The sequence below is a fragment of the Hydrogenophaga intermedia genome (assembly GCF_000723405.1).
Taxonomy (GTDB): Bacteria; Pseudomonadota; Gammaproteobacteria; order Burkholderiales; family Burkholderiaceae_C; genus Hydrogenophaga; species Hydrogenophaga intermedia.
Map to the genome: position 1 here is coordinate 1 of NZ_CCAE010000082.1, position 14,734 is coordinate 14,734.

General features: G+C 65.8%; 15 protein-coding genes and 2 pseudogenes. 7 read left to right on the top strand and 10 right to left on the bottom strand.

Translation table 11 applies throughout. The annotated features are described in order from the left end of the window. The 10 genes and pseudogenes from BN948_RS27620 to BN948_RS24290 all read right to left on the bottom strand — a co-directional run. Positions 1-77: pseudogene (locus BN948_RS27620) on the bottom strand (GTP-binding protein); the annotation flags it as partial. Positions 78-226: 149 nt separating this feature from the next. Further along, a complete protein-coding gene (gene fusA, locus BN948_RS24250; RefSeq protein ID WP_009516239.1) occupies positions 227-2,329 on the bottom strand; it encodes an elongation factor G in 2,103 nt (700 codons plus the stop codon). A 90-nt stretch (positions 2,330-2,419) separates the two neighbouring features. Then, on the bottom strand, positions 2,420-2,890 hold the full coding sequence (gene rpsG / locus BN948_RS24255; RefSeq protein WP_009516238.1) for a 30S ribosomal protein S7: 471 nt from the start codon (positions 2,888-2,890) through the stop codon (positions 2,420-2,422). 150 nt (positions 2,891-3,040) lie between these two features. Then, positions 3,041-3,418, bottom strand: coding sequence for a 30S ribosomal protein S12 (gene rpsL, locus BN948_RS24260; protein WP_009516237.1), 378 nt, complete (start codon positions 3,416-3,418; stop codon positions 3,041-3,043). A 119-nt stretch (positions 3,419-3,537) separates the two neighbouring features. Then, positions 3,538-4,716, bottom strand: a complete 1,179-nt coding sequence (locus BN948_RS24265; RefSeq protein WP_009516236.1) for a D-alanyl-D-alanine carboxypeptidase family protein — start codon at positions 4,714-4,716, stop codon at positions 3,538-3,540. A gap of 38 nt (positions 4,717-4,754) precedes the next feature. Further along, positions 4,755-5,378, bottom strand: a complete 624-nt coding sequence (locus tag BN948_RS24270) for an alpha/beta hydrolase (RefSeq protein WP_009516235.1) — start codon at positions 5,376-5,378, stop codon at positions 4,755-4,757. A gap of 1 nt (position 5,379) precedes the next feature. Next, positions 5,380-5,730, bottom strand: coding sequence for a (2Fe-2S) ferredoxin domain-containing protein (locus BN948_RS24275; protein WP_009516234.1), 351 nt, complete (start codon positions 5,728-5,730; stop codon positions 5,380-5,382). 9 nt (positions 5,731-5,739) lie between these two features. Continuing rightward, the gene (locus BN948_RS24280) at positions 5,740-6,855 is read right to left on the bottom strand and encodes a VanZ family protein (protein ID WP_009516233.1); all 1,116 of its coding nucleotides are present in this window, start codon (positions 6,853-6,855) and stop codon (positions 5,740-5,742) included. A 7-nt stretch (positions 6,856-6,862) separates the two neighbouring features. Beyond that, on the bottom strand, positions 6,863-7,291 hold the full coding sequence (locus tag BN948_RS24285; protein WP_009516232.1) for a CopD family protein: 429 nt from the start codon (positions 7,289-7,291) through the stop codon (positions 6,863-6,865). Positions 7,292-7,707: 416 nt separating this feature from the next. Continuing rightward, a pseudogene (locus BN948_RS24290) lies at positions 7,708-8,118 on the bottom strand (EscN/YscN/HrcN family type III secretion system ATPase); the annotation flags it as partial. 110 nt (positions 8,119-8,228) lie between these two features. On the opposite strand from BN948_RS24290, the gene BN948_RS24295 reads away from it, so the two are divergent. From BN948_RS24295 to BN948_RS24325, 7 genes are all read left to right on the top strand, one after another. After that, a complete protein-coding gene (locus tag BN948_RS24295; RefSeq protein ID WP_009516230.1) occupies positions 8,229-8,708 on the top strand; it encodes an Lrp/AsnC family transcriptional regulator in 480 nt (159 codons plus the stop codon). A gap of 337 nt (positions 8,709-9,045) precedes the next feature. Next, positions 9,046-10,131 carry a TRAP transporter substrate-binding protein gene (locus tag BN948_RS24300; RefSeq protein ID WP_138820216.1) on the top strand — a complete coding sequence of 362 codons (1,086 nt, stop codon included), beginning with the start codon at positions 9,046-9,048 and terminating at the stop codon, positions 10,129-10,131. 2 nt (positions 10,132-10,133) lie between these two features. Beyond that, the gene (locus tag BN948_RS24305) at positions 10,134-10,664 is read left to right on the top strand and encodes a TRAP transporter small permease subunit (RefSeq protein WP_051756368.1); all 531 of its coding nucleotides are present in this window, start codon (positions 10,134-10,136) and stop codon (positions 10,662-10,664) included. Between the two features lies 1 nt (position 10,665). Then, entirely contained in the window at positions 10,666-11,982 is a 1,317-nt protein-coding gene (locus BN948_RS24310) for a TRAP transporter large permease (protein WP_035624466.1), read from the top strand. Positions 11,983-11,988: 6 nt separating this feature from the next. After that, positions 11,989-12,825, top strand: a complete 837-nt coding sequence (locus tag BN948_RS24315) for a sulfite exporter TauE/SafE family protein (protein WP_009515611.1) — start codon at positions 11,989-11,991, stop codon at positions 12,823-12,825. Between the two features lie 21 nt (positions 12,826-12,846). After that, positions 12,847-14,442 carry a gamma-glutamyltransferase family protein gene (locus BN948_RS24320; RefSeq protein ID WP_009515609.1) on the top strand — a complete coding sequence of 532 codons (1,596 nt, stop codon included), beginning with the start codon at positions 12,847-12,849 and terminating at the stop codon, positions 14,440-14,442. Positions 14,443-14,489: 47 nt separating this feature from the next. Next, positions 14,490-14,720, top strand: coding sequence for a cysteine-rich CWC family protein (locus BN948_RS24325; protein WP_009515607.1), 231 nt, complete (start codon positions 14,490-14,492; stop codon positions 14,718-14,720). The last annotated feature ends 14 nt before the right edge of the window (positions 14,721-14,734 follow it).

A 14,734-nucleotide genomic window follows, 5' to 3' on the forward strand; every position in this document is an offset into this window, starting at 1 on the left:
GTCTTGCCGTGGTCCACGTGCCCGATCGTGCCTACGTTCACGTGCGGCTTGGTCCGCTCGAATTTTTCCTTAGCCATGTCGATTCCTTAAAAAGAACAAAGCCCGTGTAAGGGTTTAAGGTCTGCACGCCACTGCTGGATCGCCCCGCACGGGCACAGGACGGCGTAACGTCGCAGACCGACTGAAACAAAGGGCCGGAACACCCGAGGGCGTCCGGCTCTGAACCTCACTTCGCGCGCGCGGCGATGATGGCTTCCGCCACGTTGCGCGGGGCTTCCGCGTAATGTTTGAACTCCATCGTGTAGGTGGCGCGACCCTGCGACATCGAGCGCAGCGTGGTGGAGTAGCCGAACATTTCGGACAGCGGCACTTCCGCCTTGATGGCCTTGCCACCGCCGACCATGTCCTCCATGCCCTGCACCATGCCGCGACGCGACGACAGGTCACCCATCACGTTGCCGGCGTAGTCTTCAGGCGTTTCGACCTCCACGGCCATCATCGGCTCGAGGATGACTGGATCGGCCTTGCGGCAACCGTCCTTGAAGCCAATAGAGGCCGCCATCTTGAAGGCGTTTTCGTTCGAGTCCACGTCGTGGTACGAACCGAAGGTCAGCGTGACCTTCACGTCCACGACCGGGAAGCCCGCCAGCACGCCGTTCGGCAGCGTGTCGATCAGACCCTTCTCCACCGCGGGAATGAACTCACGCGGCACCACGCCACCCTTGATTGCGTCGACGAACTCGAAGCCTTTACCGGCTTCCTGCGGCTCGATCTTGAGCACCACGTGGCCGTACTGGCCCTTGCCGCCCGATTGGCGAACAAACTTGCCCTCGACGTCTTCCACCGCCTTGCGGATGGTTTCACGGTAGGCCACCTGCGGCTTGCCCACGTTGGCTTCCACGCCGAATTCGCGCTTCATTCGGTCGACGATGATCTCCAGATGCAGCTCGCCCATTCCGGAGATGATGGTCTGGCCCGACTCCTCGTCGGTCTTGACGCGGAAGGACGGATCCTCAGAAGCCAGGCGCTGCAGAGCGAGGCCCATCTTCTCTTGGTCGGCCTTGGTCTTGGGTTCCACGGCCTGCGCAATCACAGGCTCAGGGAAGACCATGCGCTCGAGCATGATGATGGCATCGGGATCGCACAGGGTCTCGCCCGTGGTCACGTCTTTCAGGCCCACGCAGGCGGCGATATCGCCAGCACGAATCTCTTCCACTTCCTGGCGGTTGTTCGCGTGCATCTGCACGATACGGCCGATGCGCTCCTTCTTGCCCTTGACCGGGTTGAAGACGGAGTCGCCCTTCTTCAGCACGCCCGAGTACACGCGCACGAACGTGAGCTGGCCCACGTACGGGTCGGTCATGAGCTTGAACGCCAGGGCGGACAGCTTCTCTTCGTCGGCCGCCTTGCGCGAGGTCACGGCTTCGTTTTCGTCGGTGCCGCCAACGGGAGGGATGTCCACCGGCGAGGGCAGGAAGTCGATCACCGCGTCGAGCATGCGCTGCACGCCCTTGTTCTTGAAGGCCGTGCCACACAGCATCGGCTGGATTTCGGTGGCCAGCGTGCGCGTGCGGATGCCGAGCTTGATCTCTTCCTCGGAGAGGTCGCCCTCCTCAAGGTACTTGTTCATCAGCTCTTCGCTGGCTTCGGCCGCAGCCTCCACCATCTTCTCGCGCCATTCCTTGGCTTGCGCCTGCAGCTCGGCCGGGATGTCCTGGTACTCGAACTTCATGCCCTGGGAGGCCTCGTCCCAGATGATGGCCTTCATCTTGAGCAGGTCGACCACGCCTTTGAAGTTGTCTTCGGCACCGATCGGGATCACCACGGGCACGGGATTGGCCTTCAGGCGCAGCTTCATCTGGTCGTAGACCTTGAAGAAGTTGGCACCGGTGCGGTCCATCTTGTTGACGAAGGCCAGGCGCGGCACCTTGTACTTGTTGGCTTGGCGCCAGACGGTCTCGGACTGCGGCTGCACGCCGCCCACGGCGCAGTACACCATGCAGGCGCCGTCGAGCACGCGCATCGAACGCTCCACCTCGATGGTGAAGTCCACGTGGCCGGGGGTGTCGATGATATTGAAGCGGTGTTCCGGATAGGACAGGTCCATGCCTTTCCAGAAACAGGTCGTGGCAGCGGACGTGATGGTGATACCGCGCTCCTGCTCCTGCTCCATCCAGTCCATCGTGGCGGCGCCATCGTGCACCTCACCGATCTTGTGGTTCACACCGGTGTAGAACAGGATGCGCTCGGTCGTCGTGGTTTTGCCGGCGTCGATGTGCGCGGAAATGCCGATGTTGCGGTAACGCTCAAGGGGCGTGGTGCGGGCCATGGAAATACTCCGGAAAGGTTCGAGCCCGCCACCCCAATGACGGGGATTGCGGGCTCTCGGTTCAGGTTGATCGAAAAAGATTCGCCTGGATCAGAAGCGGAAGTGGCTGAAGGCCTTGTTGGCCTCGGCCATGCGATGCACTTCGTCGCGGCGCTTCATCGCACCGCCACGGCCTTCTGTGGCCTCGACCAACTCGTTGGCCAGGCGCATCGCCATCGACTTCTCACTGCGCTTGCGCGCGGCTTCCTTGATCCAGCGCATCGAAAGCGCCAGACGGCGCACCGGACGCACTTCGACCGGCACCTGGTAGTTGGCGCCACCCACGCGGCGGCTCTTCACCTCCACCATGGGTTTGACGTTGTTGATGGCGGTGGAGAAGATTTCGACCGGATCCTTGCCGGTCTTCTTCTCGATCTGCTCGAGCGCGCCATAGATGATGCGCTCGGCCACGGCCTTCTTGCCGCCCTCCATGATCACGTTCATGAACTTGGAAAGCTCGACGTTGCCAAACTTGGGGTCCGGCAGGATTTCACGTTTAGGGACTTCGCGACGACGGGGCATGATTCACCTCTTGCTTCAGTTGATGTCCGGACGTCCTTCTGATCCAGACACCCCGCAGACCCATCAGGGCTCTGCACTTACTCGACCTTTGTTCAAGGTCACTACGCCGATCCGGCTCGTCAAAACCGGGCGGCACCGAATGACGGCCGATCAGGCCTTCTTGGGACGCTTGGCGCCGTACTTGGAACGGGCCTGCTTGCGGTCCTTCACACCCTGCAGGTCCAGCGAACCGCGCACGATGTGGTAACGCACGCCGGGAAGGTCTTTCACACGACCGCCGCGCACCAGCACCACGCTGTGCTCCTGCAGGTTGTGTCCCTCACCACCGATGTAGGAGATGACTTCGAAACCGTTGGTCAGACGGACTTTGGCGACCTTGCGAAGCGCCGAGTTCGGCTTCTTCGGCGTTGTGGTGTACACGCGGGTGCACACGCCGCGACGCTGCGGCGAGTTTTCCATGGCCGGGCTCTTGGATTTGGTCTTTTCGACCTCCCGGCCGTGGCGCACGAGCTGGTTGATGGTTGGCATTGAAAACGTCCCTAAACGTTTGAAAACAGCAAAGCTTCTCGGAAAATTCCGAAAAGCCTACTAGTGTAGCACTGTGAGGTTGCCAGCGCCAATCGAAGCCCACACCCCCACCAGACGGGCTACTGAATCCAGAGGCGCAGGGCGTCCCAAGCGCGGCCGAAGATGCCCGCCTCCTCCACCGTCTCGAGCACCGTCAGTGGCACCTCAACCACGGGCTGCCCCGCAGCGGTGGTGACGCGCAGAGTACCCACCCCCTGCCCCTTCTGCAGGGGTGCAACCAGCGGGTCGGGGCGCACGACGTCGGACTTCAGACCACTGCCCTCGCCCGCCGGCACGGAGACGATCACCCCCTCGACACGACCCAGCTTGACTGTGTCGGACTTGCCCTTCCAGACGCGCGGCTCGGCCGCTGGCTGGTTGGCCGCGAGCAAGCGCACGGTATCGAAGGCGGTGTAACCCCAGTTCAACAGCTTCTGGGACTCAGCGGCCCGGGCGTTCTCGCTCGAGGCGCCCAACATGACCGACAGGAGGCGGCGTTGACCAGCCGGCCCGTCGCCCAGTCCAGGCACCGGCCGACGCGCCGTGGCGACCAAGCAATAGCCCGCTGCATCGGTGTGCCCGGTCTTCAGACCATCGACCGTAGGGTCGCGGAACAGCAGCAGGTTGCGGTTCGTGTCGTTGGTAGCGGGCGTGCCGGGGTAGCGGTAACGCTGAATGGAGTAGTAGCCGACGTACTGAGGAAAGTCATTCATCAACCGCGTGGACAGCGTGGCCAAGTCACGCGCCGTGGTGATGTGCCCCGGGGCGGTCAATCCCTCCGGGTTGCGATACCCAGTAGCGGTCATACCCAGTGCCTTGGCCTGCTGATTCATCAATTCCACGAATCGATCGACCGAACCTGCCACCCCTTCGGCCAGCGCCACAGTGGCATCGTTGCCCGACTGCACGATCATGCCCTTGATGAGGTCCTCGACAGGAACCTGCATGCGCGGCTCGATGAACATGCGTGAGCCCGGTGTTTTCCAGGCTCGCTCGCTCACACCGAAGGTCTGGGTAAGCGTGATCTTGCCCGCCCGCAGGGCGTCGAACACCAGATAGGCCGACATCAATTTGGTGAGCGAAGCGGGCTCGACGGGCGCATCGGGATCTTTGCTGGCCAGCACTTGCCCGGTGGTCACATCCAGCAGCACATAGGCGCGAGCGGCGATTTCTGGAGGCTGAGGCATCTGCGCCACAGCGGGTGCCAACATGGTCAGCGACAGCGCCATGCCGGCGATCAGAGAGCGGAAACAAGTCATCAACTCAAGGTCCTATCAAGAATCGGCGCCGCTGCGGCTCAGGGCCGCCAGTGGCGCCACACCAGCTCGCGCAGTTGGGGCAGCTGGCCGTGGAAAAAGTGGCCGCCTCCGGGCATCACCAGCACCGGCAGGGACTGGGGGCGAGCCCAATCCATGACCGCGCTCAGTGGCACGGTATCGTCGAGCTCGCCGTGAACGATCAGGGCCCGAGCTCGAAGTTCCTCGGCAATCGGAGGCACAACGAAGCGACTCGCCGCAGTGCCCACAAACACCACGTGACGAATGCCCCTAGCGGGATGCAGGCGCTGCAAGGCCCGACAGGTGACGTAGGAGCCAAACGAAAAGCCGGCCATAACCAACGGGCCGGATGGCGCCTCGGATTCCACCACAGCCATCAGATCGTCGACCTCCCCGCGGCCTTCGTCGTACTGCCCTTCGCTGCGCCCCACTCCGCGGAAGTTGAAACGCACCGCCACCATGCCAGCAAGAACGGCCGCCCTGGCCATGGTCTGCACCACCTTGTTGGTGAGCGTGCCGCCGTGCAATGGGTGTGGGTGCGCAATGAAGGCCATGGCGCTGGCAGCGCCGTCGGGCCGGTCAATGGCAAGTTCGATGGCGCCGGCCGGCCCTTCAGTCAGGCGCGATTCGGTTTGCGCGTTCACCTCAGCGCCCCACGCCGGGCGGCGTCACGAGCCGCTCGACGACGACCCCGTCGCGCAGGTGCGATTCGACGATTTCATCGATGTCGTGTTGATCGACATAGCTGTACCAGACGGCCTCCGGGTACACCACCGCGATCGGCCCGCCCGCGCAACGATCAAGACAGCCCGCGCGATTGACGCGCACACCACCAGGCCCCAGCAACCCCAGCGCCTTGGCGCGCGACTTGCACCGTGCGAAGGCATCGTCGGCCTTGTGATCCGCGCAGCAGGCTTCGCCACCCTCGCGCTGATTGAGGCAGAAAAAGATGTGCCGCCGGTAGTAGGAGGCCGGAGGGAGTGCGCCGCTGGACATGGCGCGATTCTAGGCCGCCACCTCAACCCGTCCCGGCGGGCGGGCCACGGCGCGCAACCCGAACAGGATGGCTGCAAAGGGCCACAGCCAGCCTAGCCACTGGGACAGACCATGGAAGCGGATAAAGCGCCCCTGCTCCCATACCTCCAGCGACTGCACCAGATAGGGCACCTCAGGCGCACGGTTGAGCAGAGCAAGCGCCACGCCCAAGCACAACAGCATCACCGCATGACAGACCCGCCGCGGCAAGGGCAAACAAAACAACGCGCCGAGCAACGCCGCCCCCATGCCAACCAGTGTCACCGGGCTGAGCCAAGCCCAAGCGTGCGAAGGCCCGTGCGTCAAGGCAGACGAGAGTCCCGCCGCCAGCGTCGCCCCGCCAAAGAACAAGGGAAGAAACGCCACCCGCTGCAACCAGACTCGCATATCGCCAAAAGCCATGAGCAGTGGCGCCAACAGACTCAGTGCGATGCAGAACGCCTGCGTCAGCAGACTCAGCGGCATCGCCTGCTCCGAGCGCGCAGGTAGCCAGACGACGAAGGGCGTATCCGACAGCCAATCCGCCAGCGCAGGCATCAGGCGATCGGCGACCTGCCCCAGCCCGAAAGGGACCGACGCTGGGTACAGCAATGCCAACGGCCACAGCGCCAGCAATACCAACCCCCCGTGCGCGCCAGGCGCAAACCATTCATCGCGAAAGCGGCTCCATCGCGCCAGCACACCCCATCGATCCAGCACGACCATCAAGCCTGCCCCCACCGCTCCGCCAAGCGAGTTCAGGCCGAAATCCACGTTCGAAGGTACGCGCCCGGGCAAGAAAGTCTGAAGACTCTCCACCATGGCAGACAAGGCCATCGCCCCACCAGCCCCCCACCAGAACGCCCCACGGCGCCACCCCAGCCGAAGGGCCGCCACCGCCAACAACCCCCCCAGCGGCGCGTAACCAACAAAGTTGGACCACATGTCAAAACTGGTCCAGTACTGCGGCCAAGGCGCCCAGACCCAAGACCATGGCTCTACGCCCTGCACGCGCCAGCCCGCGAAGGGATAGAGGCTGGCATAAACGATCAACCCGGCATACAACACCGCCAGAGGCCAAGCCGAGGTCCGCGAGCCCATCACCATCGGGCACTCAGAACGGCTTGACCACAACCAGCACCACGGCCGCGACCAGCAACACCACCGGCACTTCATTGAACCAGCGGTACCAAAGGTGATTGCGTTGGCGCACGCCACTTTCGAAGCGTCGCAGCAGCACCCCACACGCGTGGTGATACCCGAGAACCAACACCACGATGGCCAGCTTGGCGTGCATCCATCCGTTGCCGGGCGCCCGCCCGATGCCGTACCCCAGCCACAGCCAAAGCCCCAGTGCCAGCGCCGGAGCCGCCAGCACGCTGGTGAACCGAAACAGCTTGCGCGCCATCAGCAGCAGTCGTGCCCGCTCGGCCACACTCTCGGGAGGCACCATGGACAGATTGACGAAGATGCGAGGAAGATAGAAAAGGCCGGCGAACCAGCTCGCCACGAATACGATGTGGAAGGCTTTGACCCAGAGCATGGAGGCAGTGTAGTTCCCATGGTCCCTACTGGCCCTCTGCCGCAACCTCGGGCGACGGCCCAAGAAAGCCCCCGCCGTCCCGCGGGAGCACGCCAACCCGATCCACAGCTCTGCAAGCCCCGATCTCCAATGGAGAAAAAAAACCCGGCCAAGGGGCCGGGTTGGGAAGCCTTTTTGCTGTCACACACTAAGGCACCCGCTCAGGGAGGAAAAGCGGGGAGCACCTTGCGGCGCCCGCCTCTATTCTATCGCCAAATCTCGCGCTTGCAATCCAGACCCCTGTCAGATTTGACAGTTCATGCAGAAAACACATGGCCCGCCTGGGCGGTCACGGGGAGGCCGCGCAATCTTTCGAATGCCCTGATATTGGACCAGGAGGCGGAAGGCAAGGAAGGGCGCGAACGCCCAGGGGCCGATCAGGCCGCCAAGGTACGCAGTTGCTTGATCGCGGCGTCGAGACCGGACAGTTCGTGCGTGGGCTGCCGCAAGAATGCCATGATGGCCTCGCGGCGCTCGATCGCCAAGTCGGCGATGCGATCTGAACCCTTCTTGTACTCGCCCACCTTGAGCAGCAACTCGATCTCGTCGTATTTGGCGAGCAGTTCGCGTACACGGCCGGCCGCAGCCCTGTGCTCTGGCGAAATCAGCGCACCCATTACCCGCGAGGCTGAAGCAAGCACATCGATGGCAGGGTAGTGATTGGCGGCCGCAAGCTTGCGCGACAGCACGATGTGACCATCGAGAATAGACCGGGTTTCGTCCGCCACGGGCTCGGTCATGTCATCACCTTCGACCAGCACCGTATAGGTCCGGCAGGCTTGGGCGGTCACCTAGGCCGAATGACGGTCAAAGGCCTGCCACAGGCCGTGATGGACATTCTCCCGGGAGTTCCCGGGCCAGGTTTTGTGCTTGGCTCGCGGGTTGCTAAGCCTCTGGCATGAGCCACCCACCCCTCCCCACCGACCTGGGCCTGAGCAAACTGGACAGCGCCCTGCTCAACATCCTCGTCAAGAACGGGCGCGCCTCCTTTGCCGAGCTGGCCCGGCACCTGGGCATCTCCCGCGCGCACGCCCGGGCGCGGGTGCAGGCGCTGCAGGCCAATGGCGTGATCGAGCTGTTTGCAGCCGTCATCAACCCCGAGAAGCTCGGCCAGGTGAACTCCACGTTCCTTGACCTCGTGGTGACGCCAGCGGCGATCGAGCGCGTCGCGCAGGAGCTGGCCGACTGCCCCGAGGTGGTAAGCCTCTACATCATGAGCGACCTGCGCAGCCTGCACGTGCATGCACTCACCGAGAACGCGGCCAGCTTCGAGGCCTTCGTGCACCGGCACGTGTTCAACCGGCCGGAGATCGTGTCGGTGGATTGCAAGACCTTGCTCACGCGCGTGAAGAATCGCCGCGGTGGGGCGCGGCTCTGACCGCGGGTCGCGGTCCGCACTGGTGCGGATGCACCGTTGGCGTGCAGCGATGCCATTTGTTCAGAGCAGCAGCCCACCCCGTGCCCGAGACCCGGAATCAGCGCCTGGCCAGCGCACAGTCGATTGACAAACGATCGTCACGTGGGTCCTCACTGAACATTCGGCACGCCCACAGCGCGCCATGACGCACCACAACGGTAGTGCCGCGCGTCCTTCCACGCGGCGAGCGCCTCGCGCGCGCTGGCAAATCCTCATGGCACAGGCTTTGCAAACGCAGGCGCCTGTCGCTTGACAAACGTCACCCCTGCAACCCACCCACTCGACAGGAGCGTCTCCCATGGCCCTGATCCGCCGCCAATTCCTCTCCCGCGCCGCCCTCGCCACCAGCGCGCTCGGCGCCCCCGCGCTTGCCAACGCGCAATCCACGCGCTTCAACTGGAAGATGACCAGCGCCTACGGCAAGGGCTCGCCGTTCTACATGGACGGTCCCGGCAGCGCCACCGACCTGGCCAAGCGCATCCGCGAGATGTCCGACGGGCGCCTGAACATCCAGGTGTTTGGCGCGGGCGAACTCATCCCCGCGTTCGAGGGCTTCGATGCGGTGCGCGCCGGCACGGTGGAGATGAACCACGCCAACAGCTACTTCTGGACCGGCAAGACGTTCGCCGCGCAGTACTTCACCGCCGTGCCCTTCGGCCTGAACTTCCAGGGCATGAACGGCTGGCTGTACGACGGCGGTGGCCAGGAGCTGTGGAACGAGGTCTACGCGCCCTTCGGCATGGTGGCCATGCCTTGCGGCAACACCGGCGTTCAGATGACGGGCTGGTTCAAGAAGGAGATCAAGTCGGTCGCCGACTTCAAGGGCCTGAAGATGCGCATCCCCGGTCTGGCCGGCAAGGTGTACGCCAACCTGGGCGTGGACGTGAAGGTGCTGCCGGGTGGCGAAATCTTCCCCGCGCTGGAACGCGGTGTGATCGACGCCGCCGAGTTCGTGGGCCCCTTCCAGGACCGACGCCTGGGCCTGCAGAAGGCCGCCAAGTTCTACTACACCACTGGCTGGCACGAGTCCTCCACCGTGTCCGAGCTGCTCATCAACAAGGCCGCCTGGGACAAGCTGCCCAAGGACCTCCAGGCCATCGTGAGCAACGCCGCCGCGGCCTGCAACGTCATCAGCGAGGGCTGGTGCCAGAAGGCCAACTCCGACGCGATGGAGGACCTGGTGAAGAACCAGGGCGTGATCGCGCGCCCGCTGCCGGACGACGTGATCAAGGCCCTGAAGGCCGAGACCGACAAGGTGCTGTCCGAGGCCGTGAAAGACCCGCTGGTGAAGAAGGTGCACGACTCCTACTTTGCCTTCAAGGCCAAGTACGACCGCTGGAGCGAGATCAGCGAAGAGGCCTATCACCTCAAGGTGCGCGGCTGATCATGCTCAAGGCGTTGCGGCCGTTGGCCGCGTTCATCGAGGGCCTGATCGACCGCACGGGCGCGCTCACCGCGTGGATCGCGCTGGTCATGATCGGCCTGGTGGCCACCAACGTGCTGCTGCGCTACACCTTCAGCTTCGGCTCGGTGTGGGCGCAGGAGCTGGAATGGCACCTGCTCGCCGCCCTCATCCTGCTGGGCATGGGCCACGCGCTTCAGCGCGGTGAGAACGTGCGCGTGGACCTGTTCTATGCGCGCTTCTCACCGGGCCTCAAGCGCGCGGTCGACGTGGCCGCCGCGCTGCTGCTCATCGCGGTGAGCCTGGCCTTCATCAAGCTGTCCATCGCCTACGTGGGTCAGGCCTACGCCATCAACGAGCAGTCGCCCGACCCGGGTGGTCTCCCCTACCGATGGGCCATCAAGGCGCTGATCCCGCTGGGCTACGGCCTGCTGGTGCTGCAGCAGTTCGCCCACCTGGTGCGTCTGCTGGGCCCGGGCCGCGACACACCGGACGACGGGGGCGCGCGTGTTTGAGATGCACACCTACGCCCTGCTGATGCTGGGCGGCTTCTTCCTGATGCTGATGATCGGCATCCCCGTGGCCGTGAGCCTGGCCGTCACGGGTTTCCTGTTCGGCTGGCTGGGCTTTGGCGAGACGCTGTTCAACCTGCTGCCTGCGCGCTTCTATGGCGTGGTGGGCGGCTACCAGTGGATGGCGATCCCGCTGTTCGTCTTCATGGGCGTGATGCTGGAGAAATCACGCCTGGCCGACGACCTGCTCGACGTGATGGGCCACCTGGCCGGTGGTCTCAAGGGCGGCATGGCCATCGGCATCGTGCTGTTCGGCGTGCTCATGGGCGCCACCACCGGCATCGTGGGCGCCACCATCATCACGCTGGGCCTGCTCACACTGCCCACGCTGATCCGCCGGGGCTACGACAAGAGCGTGGCCTGCGGCGTGATCTGCGCCTCCGGCACGCTGGGCCAGATCATTCCGCCCAGCCTCATCCTGATCCTGCTCTCGGACATCATGCAGTTGTCGGTGGGCACGCTGTTCGCCGCCGCCGTGGGCCCGGGCGTGCTGCTGGCCTGCGTTTACATCGTCTACCTGCTGGTGATGGGCTGGCTGCGCCCGGCGAGCATGCCGCCGCTGCCGGTGGCCGAGCGCGACGCGGTCTCGCGCCGCGAGCTCTGGGTGCGCTTCTTCAAGGTGCTGGTGCCGCCGGTGATGCTGGTGGTGGCGGTGCTGGGCTCCATCGTGGGTGGCGTGGCCGCGCCCACCGAGGCCGCGAGCATGGGGGCCGTCGGTGCCGTGCTGATCACCGCGCTGTCGCGTCGCCTGACCTGGACGACGCTGAAAACGACCGCGCTGGACACCGGCAAGATCACCGCGCTGATGATGTTCATCCTGATGACGGCACAGGTCTTCGCGCTGTCCTTCCGTGGCCTGCAGGGCGAGGAGCTGATCGCCGCCATGTTCGACAAGCTGCCCGGGGGCGTGAATACGGCCATCTGGTTCCTCATGGCCATCATCTTCGTGCTTGGCTTCTTCGTGGAATGGATCGAGATCAGCTACATCGCGGTGCCGCTGTTCCTGCCGATCCTCATCAACCTGGGCGTGGACCCGGTGTGGCTGGCCATGCTGATCACGATCAACCTGCAGTCGAGCTTCCTCACGCCACCCTTCGGTTGGGCCCTGTTCTACCTGAAAGGCGTGGCGCCGCCGAGCGTGAACATCAAGGACATCTACAAGGGCGTTTTGCCCTTCATCGCACTGCAGGCCATCACCTTGTTGCTGGTGTTCCAGTTCCCCTCGATCGCGACCTGGCTGCCCAAAGCCATCGGCTGGTAGACACGCATGGCCTTCTTCGATCAGTACAGCGCCGCCTGGCTGCTGGGGCTCGCGGCGGCCCTGCTCGCCACCGGGCTGGTGGCCGGCGTGCTCGCCGGCCTGCTCGGCGTGGGCGGCGGCATCGTCATCGTGCCGGTGCTCTACCACCTGTTCACGCTGCTCGGCGTGGACGATTCAGTGCGCATGCACGTGGCCGTGGGCACTTCGCTGGCCACCATCGTGCCCACGTCCGTCCTGTCGAGCCGGGCGCACCGGCGCAAAGGCAGCCTGGAGCCGGCGCTGATCCGGCAATTGCTGCCTTGGGTGGTGGTGGGCGTGGGGCTGGGCGCCGTGGCCAGCGGCCTGCTCAAAGGCACCGCGCTCACGGCCGTGTTCGCCAGCGTGGCGCTGCTGGTGGCTGTGAACATGGCCTTCAAGCGCGACGGATTCGCCGTGCGCGACGGGCTGCCCGGCACGCTGGGCACGGCCTTCATCGGTGGTGGCATCGGCGGCCTGTCCACGCTCATGGGCATCGGCGGCGGCACGCTGTCGGTGCCCATCCTCAACGCGCTGCGCGTGCCCATGCACCGGGCGGTGGGCACGGGCGCGCTGCTGGGCACGGTCATCAGCGTGCCCGGGGCGCTGGCCTTCGTCATCAACGGCCTGGGCGTGCCGCTGCGACCACCCTTCAGCCTGGGCTACGTCAATGGCCTGGGCTTCGCGCTCATCGTGCCCGCCACGCTGCTGACCACCGGCTGGGGTGCGACACTCGCGCACCGCATCGACGCCCGGCGCCTGCGCCAAGTCTTCGCGCTCTTTCTCGCGCTGACCTCGCTGCGCATGTTTGCCGGGCTGCTCACCTGACACCACCATGGAGACATCGGCGTGATTCACACCCTCAGGGCCTTGGGCGGCATGGCCGTGGCCCCCCACCACCTGGCCGCGCAGGCCGCACGCGACGTGCTGCGCGACGGCGGCAATGCCGTCGAGGCAATGGTCGCCGCGGCCGCCGCCATCGCGGTGGTCTACCCGCACATGAACGCCATCGGCGGCGACGGCTTCTGGCTCATCCACGAGCCCGGCCAAGCCGTGCAGGCCATCGACGCCTGCGGCCCTGCCGCACGCCTGGCCACGCGGGACTTCTATCAGGGCGTCGAGGCCATTCCCTCGCGCGGCCCGCTGGCCGCGCTGACCGTGGCCGGCACCATCGGCGGCTGGGCGCGCGCGCTCGACGTCTCCGCCCGCTGGGGCGGCACGCTGGACTTGCCGCGCCTGCTGGGCGACGCGATCCGCCACGCGCACGAGGGCGTGGCCGTGACGGCCAGCCAGGCCGCCCTCACGCGCGCCAAGCTGGGCGACGGGCTTGGCACGGCACCTGGCTTTGCCGACACCTTCCTGGTCGATGGCCAACCGCCACCGGTGGGACATCGGCTGCGCCAGCCGGCCCTGGCCGACACCCTGCGGCACCTGGCCACCCACGGGCTTGACGACTTCTACCGGGGCGAACTGGGCGCGCGCATCGGTGAAGCGCTGCAGCGCGTGAGCAGCCCCGTCGGATCCGACGACCTCGCAGCCTACCGCGCCGCCTTCGTCGAGCCGCTGGCCGTGACGCTGCGCGACAGCACCGTCTACAACCTGCCGCCGCCCACCCAAGGCCTGTCCACGTTGATGATCCTGGGCCTCTTCGACCAGCTCGGCGTGGGCGACGACGATGGCGAATCCTTCGCCCACGTGCATGGCCTGGTGGAAGCCACCAAGCGCGCCTTTCGCGTGCGCGACCGCGTGGTCACCGACCCCGGTCGCCTGCCCGAGGACCCGCGCGCCCACCTCGAACCCGCCGCGCTGGCCGCGCTCGCGCAACAGATCGATGCGAAGCGCGCCCTGCCCTGGCCCGACCCGAGCGCACCCGGCGACACGATCTGGATGGGCGTGATCGACCGCGAAGGCCGCGCGGTGAGCTTCATCCAGAGCGTGTACTGGGAGTTCGGCTCGGGCACCGTGCTCGACGGCCTGGGCATCTGCTGGCAGAACCGCGGCACCAGCTTCTCGCTGGATCCGCGCGCGCTCAACGCACTGGCGCCCGGCCGCAAGCCCTTTCACACGCTCAACCCATCGCTGGCGCTGTTCGACGACGGGCGCGTGATGCCCTTCGGCACCATGGGCGGCGAGGGCCAGCCGCAAACGCAGGCCGCCGTGTTCACCCGCTACGCGCGCTTCGGCCAACCCCTGCAGCAGGCCGTGAGCGCGCCGCGCTGGCTGCTGGGGCGCACCTGGGGCGCCAGCAGCACCTCGCTCAAGCTGGAGAGCCGGTTTCACCCGGCGCTGGTGCGACAACTCGCCGAGGCTGGCCACGTTGTCGAGGTGCTGGATGAGGCCTTCAGCGACACCATGGGCCACGCCGGCGCGCTGGTGCGCCGGGCCGACGGCGTGATCGAGGGCGCGGCGGACCCACGCAGCGACGGGGCGGTGGCCGGCGTCTGACGCCACCCGCCACGCGCAGCGGCGACAATGGCGCGGACCCACGCGCCATGCCCACGCCGCCACCCACCCCCATCGACACCACGCGCTGCCCCCTGTGCGGCGGCGACAACCGCTGCGCGGTGGAGATCGAAAAGGCCACCGGCAAGCCCCAGCCGCCGTGCTGGTGCGTGAGCGAAACCTTCACGCCCGAACTGCTGGCGCGCATTCCCGAGGCGGCGCGCCGCACGGCCTGCATCTGCCCGGCCTGCGTGCGCAAGGCGCTGGCCACCCCTCCATGAGCGAACCCGCCGCG

Coding starts and splice junctions, on each gene's coding strand:
- BN948_RS24285 (WP_009516232.1), bottom strand. CDS start 7,291: ATGCTCTGGGTCAAAGCCTTCCACATCGTATTCGTGGCGAGCTGGTTC.
- BN948_RS24310 (WP_035624466.1), top strand. CDS start 10,666: ATGCACACCTACGCCCTGCTGATGCTGGGCGGCTTCTTCCTGATGCTG.
- rpsG (WP_009516238.1), bottom strand. CDS start 2,890: ATGCCCCGTCGTCGCGAAGTCCCTAAACGTGAAATCCTGCCGGACCCC.
- BN948_RS24265 (WP_009516236.1), bottom strand. CDS start 4,716: ATGACTTGTTTCCGCTCTCTGATCGCCGGCATGGCGCTGTCGCTGACC.
- BN948_RS24325 (WP_009515607.1), top strand. CDS start 14,490: ATGCCCACGCCGCCACCCACCCCCATCGACACCACGCGCTGCCCCCTG.
- BN948_RS24295 (WP_009516230.1), top strand. CDS start 8,229: ATGAGCCACCCACCCCTCCCCACCGACCTGGGCCTGAGCAAACTGGAC.
- BN948_RS24275 (WP_009516234.1), bottom strand. CDS start 5,730: ATGTCCAGCGGCGCACTCCCTCCGGCCTCCTACTACCGGCGGCACATC.
- BN948_RS24300 (WP_138820216.1), top strand. CDS start 9,046: ATGGCCCTGATCCGCCGCCAATTCCTCTCCCGCGCCGCCCTCGCCACC.
- fusA (WP_009516239.1), bottom strand. CDS start 2,329: ATGGCCCGCACCACGCCCCTTGAGCGTTACCGCAACATCGGCATTTCC.
- BN948_RS24305 (WP_051756368.1), top strand. CDS start 10,134: ATGCTCAAGGCGTTGCGGCCGTTGGCCGCGTTCATCGAGGGCCTGATC.
- BN948_RS24280 (WP_009516233.1), bottom strand. CDS start 6,855: ATGGTGATGGGCTCGCGGACCTCGGCTTGGCCTCTGGCGGTGTTGTAT.
- BN948_RS24315 (WP_009515611.1), top strand. CDS start 11,989: ATGGCCTTCTTCGATCAGTACAGCGCCGCCTGGCTGCTGGGGCTCGCG.
- rpsL (WP_009516237.1), bottom strand. CDS start 3,418: ATGCCAACCATCAACCAGCTCGTGCGCCACGGCCGGGAGGTCGAAAAG.